This is a genomic window from Bordetella avium, from assembly GCF_034424645.1.
GTDB classification, from domain to species: Bacteria; Pseudomonadota; Gammaproteobacteria; order Burkholderiales; family Burkholderiaceae_B; genus Bordetella; species Bordetella avium.
This window is the reverse complement of sequence record NZ_CP139969.1, coordinates 1,130,731-1,146,218: the sequence shown is the minus strand read 5'-3', so window position 1 is coordinate 1,146,218 and position 15,488 is coordinate 1,130,731. Positions and strand designations below refer to the sequence as shown.

At 63.0% G+C, this 15,488-nt stretch carries 14 protein-coding genes; 6 read left to right on the top strand and 8 right to left on the bottom strand.

Annotated elements, in window-relative coordinates; translation table 11 throughout:
- Positions 1-32: 32 nt before the first annotated feature.
- Together U0029_RS05430 and radA are read right to left on the bottom strand one after the other, a co-directional pair.
- Positions 33-788 carry a sulfite exporter TauE/SafE family protein gene (locus tag U0029_RS05430; protein ID WP_114852584.1) on the bottom strand — a complete coding sequence of 252 codons (756 nt, stop codon included), beginning with the start codon at positions 786-788 and terminating at the stop codon, positions 33-35.
- Between the two features lie 64 nt (positions 789-852).
- Complete coding sequence (gene radA / locus U0029_RS05425) at positions 853-2,211, bottom strand: DNA repair protein RadA (RefSeq protein ID WP_039052141.1); 1,359 nt, start codon at positions 2,209-2,211, stop codon at positions 853-855.
- A 163-nt stretch (positions 2,212-2,374) separates the two neighbouring features.
- Between radA and U0029_RS05420 the strand changes: the two genes are divergently transcribed.
- Positions 2,375-2,977, top strand: a complete 603-nt coding sequence (locus U0029_RS05420; protein WP_169507435.1) for a hypothetical protein — start codon at positions 2,375-2,377, stop codon at positions 2,975-2,977.
- Between the two features lie 16 nt (positions 2,978-2,993).
- Here U0029_RS05420 and U0029_RS05415 read toward each other — a convergent pair whose 3' ends face one another.
- Positions 2,994-3,710, bottom strand: a complete 717-nt coding sequence (locus U0029_RS05415; RefSeq protein WP_114852569.1) for an SDR family oxidoreductase — start codon at positions 3,708-3,710, stop codon at positions 2,994-2,996.
- A 112-nt stretch (positions 3,711-3,822) separates the two neighbouring features.
- Complete coding sequence (gene alr, locus U0029_RS05410) at positions 3,823-4,947, bottom strand: alanine racemase (protein WP_012418077.1); 1,125 nt, start codon at positions 4,945-4,947, stop codon at positions 3,823-3,825.
- A 100-nt stretch (positions 4,948-5,047) separates the two neighbouring features.
- On the opposite strand from alr, the gene hpnC reads away from it, so the two are divergent.
- Genes hpnC through hpnE form a run of 3 tightly spaced genes read left to right on the top strand, consistent with a single transcriptional unit; the run spans position 5,048 to position 8,036 of the window.
- Complete coding sequence (hpnC, locus tag U0029_RS05405) at positions 5,048-5,869, top strand: squalene synthase HpnC (RefSeq protein ID WP_012418078.1); 822 nt, start codon at positions 5,048-5,050, stop codon at positions 5,867-5,869.
- Positions 5,866-6,729: a presqualene diphosphate synthase HpnD gene (hpnD, locus tag U0029_RS05400; RefSeq protein ID WP_114852570.1), complete on the top strand. Its 864-nt coding sequence runs from the start codon at positions 5,866-5,868 to the stop codon at positions 6,727-6,729. The genes hpnC and hpnD overlap by 4 nt, the downstream gene beginning before the upstream one ends.
- Positions 6,726-8,036 (top strand): hydroxysqualene dehydroxylase HpnE, encoded by a 1,311-nt coding sequence (gene hpnE / locus U0029_RS05395; RefSeq protein ID WP_114852571.1) that lies wholly within the window; start codon positions 6,726-6,728, stop codon positions 8,034-8,036. The genes hpnD and hpnE overlap by 4 nt, the downstream gene beginning before the upstream one ends.
- A gap of 2 nt (positions 8,037-8,038) precedes the next feature.
- Here the strand turns inward: hpnE and crcB are convergent, their stop codons facing one another.
- The 3 genes from crcB to U0029_RS05380 all read right to left on the bottom strand — a co-directional run bounded on the left by crcB (position 8,039) and on the right by U0029_RS05380 (position 10,654).
- Positions 8,039-8,419: a fluoride efflux transporter CrcB gene (gene crcB, locus U0029_RS05390; protein WP_039052149.1), complete on the bottom strand. Its 381-nt coding sequence runs from the start codon at positions 8,417-8,419 to the stop codon at positions 8,039-8,041.
- A 22-nt stretch (positions 8,420-8,441) separates the two neighbouring features.
- Positions 8,442-9,002: an HdeD family acid-resistance protein gene (locus U0029_RS05385; RefSeq protein WP_012418082.1), complete on the bottom strand. Its 561-nt coding sequence runs from the start codon at positions 9,000-9,002 to the stop codon at positions 8,442-8,444.
- 203 nt (positions 9,003-9,205) lie between these two features.
- Positions 9,206-10,654, bottom strand: coding sequence for an N-acyl-D-amino-acid deacylase family protein (locus U0029_RS05380; RefSeq protein ID WP_012418083.1), 1,449 nt, complete (start codon positions 10,652-10,654; stop codon positions 9,206-9,208).
- A 110-nt stretch (positions 10,655-10,764) separates the two neighbouring features.
- On the opposite strand from U0029_RS05380, the gene U0029_RS05375 reads away from it, so the two are divergent.
- The gene (locus U0029_RS05375; protein ID WP_114852587.1) at positions 10,765-11,775 is read left to right on the top strand and encodes a LysR family transcriptional regulator; all 1,011 of its coding nucleotides are present in this window, start codon (positions 10,765-10,767) and stop codon (positions 11,773-11,775) included.
- Here the strand turns inward: U0029_RS05375 and clpB are convergent.
- Positions 11,756-14,359 (bottom strand): ATP-dependent chaperone ClpB, encoded by a 2,604-nt coding sequence (gene clpB / locus U0029_RS05370; RefSeq protein ID WP_039052142.1) that lies wholly within the window; start codon positions 14,357-14,359, stop codon positions 11,756-11,758. The genes U0029_RS05375 and clpB overlap by 20 nt on opposite strands.
- Positions 14,360-14,756: 397 nt before the next feature.
- On the opposite strand from clpB, the gene fnr reads away from it, so the two are divergent.
- Positions 14,757-15,485: a fumarate/nitrate reduction transcriptional regulator Fnr gene (gene fnr / locus U0029_RS05365; protein ID WP_012418086.1), complete on the top strand. Its 729-nt coding sequence runs from the start codon at positions 14,757-14,759 to the stop codon at positions 15,483-15,485.
- The last annotated feature ends 3 nt before the right edge of the window (positions 15,486-15,488 follow it).

Sequence of the window (15,488 nt, the reverse complement as noted above, 5' to 3'; positions counted from 1 at the left end):
CTTGGTCATACCCGCGACAGAAGCCTGAAAGATCAAGCTTCAAATATCAGCAACAAAACAGTCACCATCAGCATGGCGGCAAAGATGGCGCGCAAGCGCTTTTCCGGCAGCCGGTAGGCCAACCTCACGCCCACCGGCACAAACAACAGGCTTCCCACTGCCAAGGGCAGCCCGATGCGCCAATCCGTCTCGCCCGCCCAGCCATAAGTGATGAGCGCGATGGTGGACCCCGGGATCACCATTGACAGTGCGAGGGCCTGCGCGCTGGTCTGAGGCAGGCGGAACATCGTCGTAAGCAGCGGCACCGCAAGCACGGCGCCGCCTACGCCGAAGAAACCACCCAACATGCCGCACACCACGCCCAAGACAACGGCGGCCGGCGGGGTAAATGGGCGTGCGCCGCCTGAGGGTGCAGGCTTGCGCAAGGTCTTGTACAGATAAAACAGGGCGATACAAAACAAAAAGGCCGCAAACCCCAAACGCAAGGTGCGTGAGGGGATGTCCAGCGCCAAGCGCGCGCCGACCCAGGTCGAGAACACCGCGCCCGCTGCGCCGGCGATGGCCACGCGCCTATCCAGCCGCACATGCTGGTTATATTTGCGCACCGCCATCACGATGGTGGGCAGCACCATGATGAGCGCCGTGCCCTGCGCCAGTTGTTGCGACATGCCCAATAACAATCCCAGCGCAGGAATGGCAATCAGGCCTCCGCCTATGCCCAGCACCCCGCCCAGAAACCCGATTGCCCCGCCAGCGGCCAGACAGGCCGCCATCACCAGCACGCTCAACAATGCTCTCCCCTGCCCTGTTCCAGGAAACAGAAACCCACCACACCCGGCCCGTCGGGCCGCGTCAACGCAATTTGTCCAAGGCTTCTTCCAGCCGGTCAACCGCCCAGATTTCCAGGCCCTCGACCGGTTGACGCGGGGCATTGGCCTTCGGGATGAGCGCGATAGAGAATCCCAGTTTGGCGGCCTCGCGCAAGCGCTCCTGGCCGCGCGGCGCGGGCCGGATCTCCCCCGCCAAACCGATTTCGCCGAAAGTAATCAGCCCCTTGGGCAAGGGCCTGTCACGCAGGGACGACATGATGGCCAACAACACCGGAAGATCGGCGGCAGGCTCGGTGATACGCACGCCACCGACCGCGTTGACGAACACGTCCTGGTCGTAAGTGCTGACACCGGCATGGCGGTGCATGACCGCCAGCAGCATTGCCAGCCGGTTGCTTTCAAGGCCAACCGTCAGGCGTTTGGGATTGGGCGCATGGGAGGTGTCGACCAGCGCCTGAATCTCCACCAGCATGGGCCGAGTGCCTTCCTGAGTCGCCATGACGCAGGAACCTGCAACCTGCTCCTGGTGCTGAGACAAAAACAAGGCCGAAGGATTGGCCACGCCACGCAGACCGCGATCCGTCATGGCGAAGACCCCCAGCTCATTGACCGCGCCGAAACGGTTTTTGAAAGCGCGCACAAGCCGGAAGGAAGAATGCGTATCGCCTTCGAAATACAGCACGGTATCGACAATATGCTCCAGCACACGCGGCCCGGCCAGCGCGCCATCCTTGGTGACATGGCCAATCATGACGATGGCGATACCGGTCTGTTTGGCCAGCCGTGTAAGCTGCGCCGCGCATTCACGCACTTGGGATACCGAGCCCGGCGCGGCGGTCAGTTCGCCGCTGTAGAGTGTTTGAATGGAATCAATGACCGCAACCGCAGGCTTTTGCTGCGAAACAGCAGCCTGGATAGCCTCAAGCCGGATTTCCGCCAACAGATTGACCGCACCGGTCTGCAAGCCGAGACGCCGGGCCCGCAAAGCGACCTGTTCCGCAGATTCCTCGCCGGTGACATAGAGCACGGGCACACTGGCCGACAGCGAGGCCAGGGCCTGCAAGAGCAGGGTGGATTTGCCGATGCCCGGATCGCCGCCGATGAGCACGACAGCGCCTTCAACCAGACCGCCACCCAGAACGCGGTCAAACTCGTCCAGACCGGTAGGCTGGCGCGGCGTTTCACGCGCCTCGATATCGGCCAGACTGCGTACGGGACTGGCCGAGGCCAGTGGCGCATAGCGGTGCGCTGCTGCCGGCGCGGCAGACTCGACCGTCTCTTCAAGCGTATTCCAGGCAGAGCAATGGGGACATTTTCCCTGCCATTTCAAACTGGTGCCGCCGCATTCGGCGCATACATAAACGGTTCGCGATTTAGCCATGGCGCGAGTTTACCGGCAAGCTGAGGCGCCGAGTGCGGCCCCGGTTTAGCAAAAAAATATTTCAAGAAGCATCCGCCACTGGCGCCGCCGAGGTAGACAAGGCTATTCTGTGCCATGATGCGCCGCAGTATTTCATTCTGCCGGCCCGCTAGGAGTCAGTTGCATGTGCCCTCACCTGTCGCCCGATGACGACGCCGAAGACCTGGACCTGCGCGCGCACTACCGCAGCACGGTCTCGCCGGAGCTGGCCACCGCTTCCGGGGCCTCCTTGCGCCGCCAGCACGGCACCTGGCATCCCGGCTGGGGTATTGCGGGTTCAGTCGCTGTGGTGTTCGGCCTGCTGGTTCTGACCGACTACAGCAGCTTCGACGACGCCTCCAGCATGGATGACGAGGAGATCGTAGCGCAGGCTGACCTGCCCGAACCTGATGAGGCACTGACCCAGCCCCCCGCCATCGGCAGTTACACGGCCATGTCCGCGCCCGCCCTGCCCGCGTCGCTTACCGTGCCGGAAAACGGCAGCCCCCTGCTGAAGCAAACCCTGCCTCCCGCCGGCCCGGACGCCACCTCGCGCATCGAATACATCCGCAATCTGCTGCGCAATAACCAACAGGAGGCTGCGGTGGTGCAACTGGCCGCGCTACATCGCGACGAAGCGCAGCTCGAACTGCCTCCGGACCTGCAAGTGCTGCTACCCGCCGCCGAAGCCCTGCCCGAGCCGGACCAAACAGAGTCTGGCTCCGCATCCGCCTCGGGCGGCCAGTAAGCCCGGGCCTGAGGAATCAGCGGCCGCCCAGACTGCCACCGCCATCCACGCCCAGCACCTGGCCGGTGATAAAACTGGCGTCATCCGAAAGCAGAAAGGCAATGGCGGCCGCCACATCGGCCGGTGCACCGATGCGCCTCATAGGAATCGAGGCGAGCGTGCGTTTCTCGGCCTCGCTGCCGGCAGGATGACCGCGACGGAACAGTTCGGTTTCGATCGGACCAGGCGCCACAGCGTTGACGGTCACGCCGTATTCGGCCAGCTCCAGCGCCCAGGTGCGCGTCATGCCCACGAGCGCGCTCTTGGCGGCCGAGTAAGCGCTGCGATCCATGGCGCCCTGAATGGAGCGGCTCACGATGTTGATGATGCGTCCGGAGCGACGCACCTTCATGGATTCGACAAAAGCCTGCGTCACCTGGACGGCAACGCGCACATTGAGATCAAGCACGCTGTACAAAGTGGCGAGATCGATTTCACCCAAAGGCTGCGGCGACACCACGCCCACATTGTTGACGACGGCATCGACCGGATATTTCTCGCGAATGTCACGCAACACCTCTTCGGTACGGCCCGCATCTGCGAGGTCACAGGCGTAGAGATAACCTGGAAAATCCACGTCCGCCGTGTTGCGCGCAATACCGACCACATGACAGCCCAGGTCGGTCAGCCGCTGGGTGAGCGCCCAGCCTATGCCCTTGGTTGCGCCCGTCACGAGCACGCATTTGTCCTTCATGGATTCCAACCTCGCTTATCAATACCCAGGGCCGAAGCGGCCCAAGCCGTCTTGTAACTTGACTGGTGCTTCTTGGCTAGCGTCTTGACAGCGCAACAGCGCCGGCCCGGTTTCAGGAAGCGTCGCGGACCGGCACACGCGCGGCCAGGGCGGTCAGCAATTCGTAACCGATCGTGCCGCCTGCTGCCGCCACCGCATCGACGTCGGGACCGCCCTCGCCCCACAGCACGACGGGCGCCCCCACACCCGCCGCGGGCACAGGGTCGAGGTCCACCATCATCATATCCATGGACACACGCCCCAGCAGACGGGTCGCTACGCCGTTCACCGTAACCGGTGTGCCCGTTGCGCAGTGGCGCGGATAGCCATCGGCATAACCGCAGGAAACGACTCCCACCCGCATCGCTTTGGATGCGGCGAAGGTCGCGCCATAGCCCACCGTCTGGCCGGGCGACACCTGCTGCACACCGATGATTTCGGCGCGCAAGGTCATGGCAGGACGCAGACCGAATGCCGCGGCCGGGGTATCGGAAAATGGGGATGCGCCATAGAGACAGATACCGGGCCGCACCCAATGCGTGGCGCCTGGGCCTGCGGCCAGTTCGGGATAGCGCAATGTGGCAGCCGAATTGCACACGCTGACCGGTCCGGGCAGCCCCTGAGTGGCCGCCTGGAATACCTCCCACTGCCATTGCGGGCCCTGGGGCCCGTCGGCAGTGGCGAAATGGGTCATCTTGCCGACGCTGCCCAGGACCCCATCACGCATCAGCGCCTGAGCGGCTTCAAAGGCCGCGCCATAGGCTTGCGGCGAGAAGCCTAGCCGGTTCATCCCGCTGTTGAGCTTGACCATGGCGTTGATGCGATGCGAGGGCCTGGCACGCGCAAGCATGTCCAGTTGCTCCTGACAATGCACCGCCGTACTGATGTGATAGCGGTCCAGCAGGTCAATATCCTGAGGGGTGAAAAACCCTTCGAGCAACAAGATGGGGCCGGCCCAGCCCGCTTCGCGGCAGCGCACGGCCTCTTCGATATCCAGCATAGCCAGCCCTTGGGCCTCGGAGAAGGCCCGCAGCGCCCGCTCGATACCGTGTCCGTAAGCATTTGCCTTAATCACGGCCCAGATGGAGGGCGGCACGCCACCGGCCGCCACAGCCGCTCGATTCAGATGCTGACGCACCACAGAAAGGTTATGACGCAAAGCAGTCGGGGAAATCAGCGCGAAAATGGGACGGGGCATGGTAGCTTTCTTCCTGAGACGGATAGTCTAACGTATCCGGACTGCCCTTCCGGCATGGCTCTACAATAGTTTGTCCGGCGTGTTTTTTTCGCATGACAACATGGCTGTCGATCACTACGAGAACTTCCCCGTTGCTTCTGTGTTGCTGCCCCGGCGCCTGCGTCCGGCGGTTCGCGACATCTATCGCTATGCCCGCAGCGCGGACGACATCGCCGATGAGGGCGAAGCCAGCCCCAGCGAAAGAGTGGCCGAGTTGGAACGCTTTCGCGCGGAATTGCATCACCTGGGCGCCGGCCTGCCGGGCGACCCCGCGCTTGCCCCCATCTTCGAGCCGCTGGCTGCCACCATCCGGCAGCATCAACTGCCCATCACGCCGTTTTTTGATCTGCTGTCCGCCTTCGAGCAAGACGTGGGCACGCTGCGTTACGCCGATTTCCTGAGCCTGCGGGATTACTGCTCGCGATCGGCCGACCCTGTCGGCCGCCTGATGCTGCATCTCTATCAGGCCGCCACGCCCGAGAACATCCGCGATGCCGATGCGATCTGCACGGGGCTGCAGCTCACCAACTTCTGGCAGGACGTGCAAGTAGATTGGCGCAAAGGCCGTGTTTATCTGCCTGAAGAAGACCTGATCCGCTTCGGCGTCAGCGAGGAGGACCTCGCCGCCTGCCGCTTGACCCCGGCCTGGCGCGCGCTGATGGCCTTCGAGATCGATCGCACCCGAGCGCTGTTACACTCAGGCGCTGCGCTGCCACGCCGCCTGCCCGGCCGCATCGGTCTCGAACTGAGATTGGTGATCCAGGGCGGCCTGCGCATCCTGCAACGCATCGAGCAGGCCGACTACGATGTATTCATGAACCGCCCACAACTGGGTGCCCGAGACTGGGCCATCCTGGCCTGGCGCGCGCTAACTTCAAGATGACCCCTGACGAATACTGCCAGGACAAAGCTGCCAAAAGCGGCTCCAGTTTCTACTACGCTTTCCTATTCCTGCCGCCGGAGCGGCGGCGCGCCATCACGGCCCTGTATGCCTTTTGCCGGGAGGTCGATGACGTCGTGGACGAAAGCTCCGATCCGCAACTGGCGCGTGTCAAACTCGGCTGGTGGCGCACACAGATCGACGCCATGTTCGCTGGCAATCCGGAACATCCCGTCACGCGGGCATTGCAGCCCCATCTTCAGGCCTACGGCATCAGCCGCGCGCGTCTGCTGGCCGTGATCGATGGTATGGAAATGGATCTCGACCAGACGCGCTATCTCGACTGGCCCGGGCTGCGCAAATATTGCTGGCACGTGGCCGCAGTGGTGGGCGAAATATCCGCAGGCATTTTCGGCTACACCGATGAGGCGACGCTCGACTACGCCGCCAAGCTGGGTCTGGCGTTTCAACTCACGAACATCATCCGCGACGTCGGAGATGATGCACGGCGCGGGCGCATCTATCTGCCCATCAATGATTTGCAGAAGTTCGAAGTCAAGGCCAGCGACATTCTCAACGGCACTTACTCCGAAGGCTTTTCCGCCCTGATGTCCTTTCAGGCGGCAAGGGCGCGTGAGCTCTATCGCGAGGCGATGCAGGCGCTGCCGAACGCCGATGTCCGCGCACAACGGCCCGGCCTGATGATGGCAAGCATCTACTACGCCCTGCTCGACGAAATCGAGCGCGACAACTGGCAGGTCCTGCATCAGCGCATCTCGCTTACCCCCTTGCGCAAACTCTGGTTGGCCTGGAAAACCTGGGTTGGGGGCGGCCAGGGCGTCAAACGCAGGTTGGGCCAATGAAAGTTGCCGTCATCGGAGCCGGGTGGGCAGGTCTGGCGGCTGCCGCCAGCTTGCGCGAAGCCGACGCCAAGGTCACCGTATTCGAGGCCGGCCGCACGCCGGGCGGACGCGCACGGCGCGTCGTGCATCCCGCTTTCGGCGCCGATCTCGACAATGGCCAGCATGTCCTGCTGGGCGCCTACACCGAAACGCTGGCCCTGATGCGCCGATTGGGCCGCAACCCTGATGCGCTGCTGATGCGCCGGCCCCTGCGGCTGGCCAGCCTGGATCGCAGCTTTTTGTTTTCTGCCGCCCCTCTGCCCGCACCGCTGCACGCCGCCGTTGGCCTGCTGCTGGCGCGAGGACTGAGCCTGAGCGACAAGCTTGCCGCCTTACGACTGGTCCGCGCCCTGCAACACTGTCATTGGCAGCCGCCACGCGACTGGACGGTCGCCAGCCTGCTCGATTATCACGCGCAGTCCGAAACCGTGGTGCGCAACATCTGGGCCCCCCTGTGCCTGGCCGCCCTGAACACGCCGCTGGTTCAGGCCAGCGCTTCGCTCTTTGCCGCCGTGCTGCGAGATACGCTCAGCGGCAACCGCCGCAATAGCGATGTGCTCATGCCCTGCGTGGACCTCTCCGCGCTGTGGCCAGACCTGGTCGCGCTGCAAGTCAAGATGCGTTATGGCGACACGGTGCGCCGCCTGCAACCGTCAGAGGCGGGCGTGGATGTCAACGACGAACGCTTTGATGCCGCGGTGCTGGCCGTGCCGCCCGCCATCGCCGCACGGCTGCTGGGTAACGCCCTGCGCACCGCGAATGCGCCAGGTTTGCTGCGGGCCATGCAAGCCTTTGAGTATCAGCCGATTGCGACCCTGAACCTACGCCTTGCCGCGCCCTGGCCTTTGCCTGAACCCATGATGATGCTGCGTGAAGACCCCCATCGTGGCCAGATGGGCCAATGGCTGTTCGACCGCGCCCGCCTGACCGGCAATGCCCAAAAGGGTGAATTGGCCCTGGTCTGCAGCGCCGCTGCCGTCGTGGCCAATATGGAAAGGCAGGACGCCATTGATGCGCTGGTCGGGCAGATCAGCGAACAGGCCGCGCGCGCCGGCTTACCGCCTTTGCCCGCCATCGAAGTCGCCGAATTGTTCGTCGAGAAGCGCGCAACCTTCGCCGCCCTGCCCAAGCTGGCCCGGCCGCTGAATACCACGCCCTGGCCGACACTGGCGCTGGCCGGTGACTGGACCGACACCGGCTATCCCGGCGTGCTGGAAGGCGCACTGCGCAGCGGTCTGGCCGCTGCGCGGGTGCTGCTGTCAGCCTGAGCCTAGCGGCCCATCAAGTGGGCTGTGGCCAGCCCCAGCGCTGTCAGGCAGAGCGAGCCGGCCAAACTGACCACGGCATAGCCGGCCGCATGACCGAACTGCCCCCGCTCAAGGTACTGCACCACTTCGGCTGAAAAAGTCGAAAACGTGGTCAAGCCGCCCAGAAAGCCCGTTACCAGCGCCAATCGTACCCAGGCAGGCCATTCGGGATGCAGGGTGATCAGGCCCAGAATCAGGCCGATCAGATAGCCGCCCCCGAGATTGGCAGCCAGAGTGCCCCAGGGCCAGCCGCTGACATTGAATTTCAGGCCAAGCAGCCAGCGCAGCCACGCGCCGGCTGCGGCGCCAACGCCGACGGCAAGAAAATGCAGCGGAACAAGCATCTGAGACATAGGCGCGACAGGATCAGGCCGTGGTGGCGTGATGGCGCTTGAGCCGCAAGGCGAGCACCAGCAGCACGACGCCAAAGATCACGGCATAGATGCCGATCACCCAGACCAAGGCCAGCGCGCCTGCGCCCGGCTGCATGATCAGCAAGGCACCGAACAGCATGGAGATCAGGCCTGAAAAACCCTGTAACCACTCGTTCTGTATTTCCTTGCGGAAGCGGATTGCAGCGATGATCTGGAACACGCCGATAAAAATTGCCCAGAACGCGATGATGTAAAGCAGCACCAAGGTGGTAAGACCGGGCCAGAGAAAGGTCACGACACCTGCCAGCAAACCGGCAATCCCGACCAGCACCAGCGGCCACAATGGTTTGTTCTGATCACGGATGCGCCAACCGGCAGCCAAGGCGAAAACGCCATCCACCAGCGCGTAAGCTCCCCATACCAGCACCAGGGCTTCGAGTGTCACGCCTGGCATGAACAGGGCCAGCAGGCCGAATACCACCGCGACGACACCGCGCAAAGCGACCCAGCCCCACTGTTTTCCCACGCCTTGCAAAAAATCTTGCTGACTCAAGGTTCTCTCCTCAGAAAAGGCCCGCGTAGCGGGGGTGAGCTATCTTATCCCCCGCTCCGTCCCCTTGTCATGGGTGCAAACCGAAACAAGCCGAAATATTCTCGGCATCAGACCGCATGAGAGAACCCGTTCAGGATGCAGCAAGAACCCAACACCGCAGCGGGCGCGCAAGACGCGAGAGGCTCAAGGGCTGCGGACCGGCATCAGACGGACTCGCGTTTGAGTACCCGGCCAGGACGGCGGGCTAGCGGTTCGGGAAACACCGCTTCGCCATTGACCCAGACACTGTCCACCCCGACGGAAGGTCTGGTGGGTGCATCCCAGGTCGCGCAATCGGCCACGGTTTCGGGATCGAAAATAACCAGGTCGGCGTAGGCCCCTACTCGCAGCTCACCCCGATCCTGCAAGCCATAGACCCTGGCGGGCAAGGCGGTCATACGGGCCACTGCGGCCTCAAGCGTCATCAGCCCTGCCTCGCGCACAAAGCGGCCCAAGACGCGGGTGAACGAGCCCCACAGCCTGGGGTGCGGATGGGCATCGTTGGGCAAGCCATCCGAGCCCACCATACAACCCGGATGTTGGAAAATGCGCTGCACTTCCGCCTCATCCATCGCGAAATAAATGGCCCCTGCCGGAAGAAGACGGCGTGCTGCCGTGGTTTTGTCGCAGCCCCACTCGCGAGCGATATCGGCCAGATCGCGCCCGCCGCACTCGGGGTGCGGCACAGACCAGGTGATGCGGATGGCTTCGATCTGCTCGGCGCGCTCAGGGATGAGAATGGTGGAGCTGCCCGGATAAGGATAAATATCCAGGCCGACTTCCAAGCCTTCGGCGCGCGCCCGATCGATATTGGCCAGTGTGGCGCGGCTCTTGCCCCAATTGGCCGGCATCATGCATTTGTGATGCGACACCACGGTCGCGCAGCCCGTGGCGCGGCCCATTTCCAGCACCTCCTCGACGGCCTCCTCCACTGCGTCTCCCTCGTTGCGGATATGGCTGGTATGCAGCCGGCGGTGACGCGCTGCAACACCAGCCAGGCCATGCAATTCGGCCGGCTGGGCCCGCCCGCCCGGCTCGTACGCAAGCCCCGTGCTAAAGCCAACCGCCCCCGCCAGCAAAGACGATTGCAGCAAAGCCTCCATGGCGGCCTGCTCTTCGGCGCTGGGGGTGGCCGTGGCGTCCTCCATGACGGCCAGCCGCAAATTGGCGTGCCCGACGAGCGCGGCGACGTTAATCATGGGCTCTTGCCGCTCCAGTTCGGCCAGATAGCTGCCCATGTCGGCGAATAGCGGCGTCTCTCCCAGCAGCGCGAGCGCCGCAGCGGTATTACCGGGCTTGGGCGCAGGGGCGCCGCTCACGCCGCAATTCCCCACCACGACGGTGGTAATGCCCTGGCTGGTTTTCCATTGCAGGCCGGGCTTCTCGACGAACATCAGATCGTCATGCCCGTGCACATCGATAAACCCCGGCGCCAGCACGCGTCCTCGCGCGTCGATCTCACGAGCGGCCGTCATCGCACTCAGATCGCCGATCGCGACAATGCGGTCGCCTCGCACGGCAAGGTCTGCGCGTCGGCGCGGCTCGCCGCTGCCGTCGATGAGGTCCGCGCCGCGGATGATGAGGTCTGCCACGTCAGAACAGGATTGGGTCATAGATTTTCATTGGCCATCGCGCCGGCCGATCCGGCGTGTCTTCGCGCAGTATCGGCCGTAGCATCAATCTGGGAAAATTATTTTTGTTGATCCATCTATCGGATTTTGCAATGCATCGCCTGCCCAAGCACGTTACGCTCAAACACCTCAACGCCTTCGTAGCCGTGGCCCAGGAGAGCAGTTTCACCCACGCGGCCAAACGCCTGTTCCAGACACAGTCTTCGGTCACCACACTGATACGGCAGTTGGAATCAGCCCTGGGAGCGGCCTTGTTCGAACGCACCAGCCGCCGCGTCTTGCTGACCCCGCTGGGCCTGGACTTCCTGCCGCGCGTGCTGCGCCTGCTGGCTGACTTTGACGGCGCCATCGACGATGCGGTGCGTTATGGATCATTGCAACGCGGCCGCGTAAGCGTGGCTGCAGCCCCCTCCGCCATTAGCGAAATCATCGCACCGGCTGCCGCTGGCTACGCCGCCAACTACCCCGGCATCCGGCTCTATCTGCGCGATGACAATTCGGGCAGCATCCAGCGCCTGGTTAGCGCCGGCGACGTAGATTTTGGCCTCACCAGCCCCTGGACAGATGCGCCGCGCCTGGATTTTGCGCCCTTGCTGGAAGACCGTTTCGGTGTGCTCTATCGCAGCGACGACCCGGGCATCAAGCCCGGCAAAGATGGGCATGTCCGATGGCGCATGCTGGCCGGACACAAGCTGGTGGGCGTCGCGGATGAAACCGGCATCATGGCTTTGTTGCGCGCGCGGGCCGATCTGCCCATCGAGGCCGCCAGCCCTTTTTATGAGGCCTCGAGCACGACCACCCAAGCGGCGCTGGTGCAGGCCGGTCTGGGAGTGGCGCTGCTGCCCGCACTAGCCGCGCATCGCGTGATGCTGCCCGGCCTCTCTTATGCGCTGCTGTCGCACCCCAATGTGACGCGCGCACTATGCATCGTCCGCGACCGCGACCGCGCATTGAGCCCGGCGGCCGCCGCGCTCATTGAGGCCCTCCGCAACCATGTGCGGCAGGCCAGCCTGCCCCCCGGCTGCCGCCGCACGCGACAGACAGACGGGGCCGGCCTCACGGCCGGCCCAAGCCTCTCGGGCTTTACTGCAAGGTGCGGGTAAAAACGAACTTGCCATCCTGATAGTCGACCGGCACCACATCGCGAGGGCCGAACACCCCCTGAAGAATGAGTTTGGCGACCGGATTCTCGATCTGTTGCTGGATGGCGCGCTTGAGCGGGCGAGCGCCAAACACCGGATCGAAACCCACGAGAGCGATCTCGCTCAACGCCGCATCGCTCACATCCAGACGCATTTCCTGCTTTTCCAGACGGCTGGCCAGACGCTTGATCTGAATACGCGCGATCGACTCGATGTGCTGCGCATCCAGGCCATGGAACACCACAACCTCATCGATGCGGTTCAGGAACTCGGGGCGCAATGTCTGCTTGAGCTCTTCCATCACCACGTCCTTGATCACCTCGTAGGGCTTGCCAGACATGCTCTGGATTTGCTGCGAACCCAGGTTGGACGTCATTACGATGACCGTATTGCGGAAATCCACCGTGCGCCCCTGCCCGTCAGTCAGACGGCCGTCGTCTAAGACCTGCAACAAGACGTTGAACACATCCGGATGCGCTTTTTCGACTTCGTCGAGCAGCACCACGCTGTAAGGCTTGCGGCGTACGGCCTCGGTCAGATACCCCCCCTCTTCATAGCCGACATATCCCGGCGGCGCGCCGATCAGGCGGGATACCGAGTGCTTCTCCATGAATTCGCTCATATCGATGCGAATCAGGTGCTCTTCCGAATCAAACAGGAAATCGGCCAGCGCACGAGTGAGCTCGGTCTTGCCCACCCCGGTCGGGCCCAGGAAAAGGAAAGAACCATAGGGCTTGGACGGATCGGCAAGACCCGCACGAGAACGGCGTATGGCGTCAGCAACCAGACTGACCGCCTCATCCTGACCCACCACGCGCTTGTGCAGGGCATCTTCCATGTGCAGCAGCTTGTCGCGCTCACCTTCCATCATCTTGGACACCGGAATGCCAGTGGCACGCGACACGACTTCGGCGATCTCTTCCGCGCCCACCTGGGTGCGCAACAATTTGGGCTTGCCGCTCTTGGCCTCGGCGCGCTCGATATCGCTCTCGGCCATATCAGCCGCCTTCAGACGTGCCTCCAGCTCAGGCAGCTTGCCATATTGCAGCTCGGCCAGCTTGTCGAATTGGCCCTTACGCTGAAGTTCGGCCATTTCGGCGCGCACTCGGTCAATTTCTTCCTTGATGGATTGCGCGCCCTGCACGGCGGCCTTTTCGGCCTTCCAGACCTCTTCGTAGTCGTTGTACTCGCGTTGCAAGCGTTCGAGCTCTTCCTCGATTGCAGCCAGACGGCGCAGCGACGCATCATCAGTTTCTTTTTTGACCGCCTCGCGCTCGATCTTGAGCTGGATGATGCGACGGTCGAGCTTGTCCATGACTTCCGGCTTGGAGTCGATCTCCATGCGGATGCGCGATGCCGCCTCATCGATCAGATCGATGGCCTTGTCCGGCAGAAAACGATCGGTAATGTAGCGGTGAGAGAGCTCAGCCGCCGCCACGATGGCCGGGTCGGTAATATCCACGCCGTGGTGGATTTCATAGCGCTCCTGCAGGCCTCGCAAAATGGCGATGGTTGATTCGACGTCGGGCTCGCCCACCAGTACTTTCTGGAAACGGCGCTCCAGCGCGGCATCTTTCTCGATGTATTTGCGGTATTCGTCGAGCGTGGTGGCGCCGATGCAATGCAACTCGCCGCGCGCCAGCGCCGGCTTGAGCATATTGCCCGCATCCATCGCGCCCTCGGCCTTGCCGGCACCCACCATCGTGTGCAGCTCATCGATGAATACGATGTTCTGTCCGTCATCCTGCGACAACTCTTTCAATACTGCCTTGAGCCGCTCTTCGAACTCGCCCCGGAACTTGGCGCCGGCCAGCAGGCCCGCCAGATCCAGCGACAGCACGCGTTTGCCGCGCAATGTCTCGGGCACCTCGTCGTTGACGATGCGCTGGGCCAGCCCCTCGACGATGGCGGTTTTACCCACGCCAGGCTCGCCGATCAGCACCGGATTGTTCTTGGTGCGGCGCTGCAAGATCTGAATGGTGCGGCGGATTTCATCGTCGCGGCCGATCACCGGATCGAGCTTGCCCTCACGGGCGCGCTCGGTGAGATCCAGCGTGTATTTGGACAGGGCTTCGCGGTTGGACTCGCCCTCGGCGGCAGAGACTTTTTCTCCACCGCGCACGGCGTCGATCGCGGTTTCCAGGGCTTTTTTCTGGAGCCCGGCTTCGCGCAGAATGCGGCCCGCCTCGCCCTTGTCGTCGGCCAACGCCCACAGGAAGAGCTCACTGGCGATAAAGGTGTCACCGCGGCGCGCGGCCTCTTTGTCGGTGCGCGTGAATACGCCCTGCAGATCGCGGCTCACCTGTACATTGTCGCTGCCCGCTACCTGTGGCAAGGCGCGGATGGCGGCATCCAGGGCAGGTTGCAGCCGGTTGACGGCCACGCCGGCGCGCGCCAGAAGACTGGCCGCGCCACTGTCGGCGTCTGCGAGCAGCGCGGACAGCACGTGTACCGGCTCGATATAGGGGTTGTCGTTACGGGCGGCGAGGCTCTGCGCGTCCGCCAGTGCTTGCTGGAACTTGGTCGTAAGTTTGTCGAATCGCATAAAGGTCGGTTGGCAGTTGAGTGAGCCAGCCCGAAACCACATTCAGCTGGCCTGATCACAAGAATGTGTGGACGGAAAGGGACATTTCAAGCCCCCAACCACACGCCGAAAATCGACTTGCAAGGACTTACGCGGCCACTCTTGCGCGCGGCCGTCCTGATCAGCATATACGTTTTTTGGCGCCGGTGAACGGCCGTCTCCCCCAGAAAAGGCCGTAGCCCGGATGAAAGGAAAGCGCGCGCCGCGCCTGTCAAGGTCAAACGTTGTCGTTTGCCACCCTGTTTGCACGCGGCTTAGGACGGTTCGACGAGGCTCGGGAGGGAGTACTACAATGCTGGCAATCAAAAATAAACCGAGCCACTTCATAGAGCCGGTGCATTACCACACGAGGTCAAGAATGCTTAAACGGGTTCCCATTCCGCCTGATGCGGCGCATTGCTCTACTTGCATGCTCGGCCATGTTTGCATTCCGATTGGCATGGCTGCCGCCGAAGTCGAGAAACTTGACGATCTCGTCAAAGAGCGCGTGCGCATAGAAAAAGGCCATACGCTCTACGAACTGGGCACCCCGCTGGATGCCGTGTACGGCGTGCGCTATGGTTCGCTCAAGACGCAACTCGAAGATGCCTCGGGCCAGTTGCAAATCACCGGCTTTCATTTGCCAGGCGAGATCATCGGCATGGACGGTATGCTGGAATCCCAGCATATCTCGAACGCCGTGGCGCTCGAAGACTCGGAGGTCTGCGTCATCCGCCTCAACGAAATCGACCGGGTATCCGCGCATCTGCCCAGCCTGCAACAGCAGTTCCGCCGCCTCATGAGCCGCGAAATCAACCGCTCGCACCAGATGCTGGCCTCCTTGGGTTCGATGCGCTCTGAGCAGCGTCTGGCGGCATTTTTGCTAAATATGTCGCAGCGCTATGCGACCCTGGGCTACTCATCAACCGAATTTGTGCTGCGCATGAGCCGCGAAGAAATCGGTAATTATCTGGGCCTGACGCTGGAGACGGTCAGCCGCCTATTCTCGCGCTTCGGACGCGAGGGGCTGATCCGCATCAGCCAGCGGGAGGTACGCCTGCTCGATCTGGCCGGCCTGCGGCAATTGCTCGGCCACGAGCACTGCTAAGCC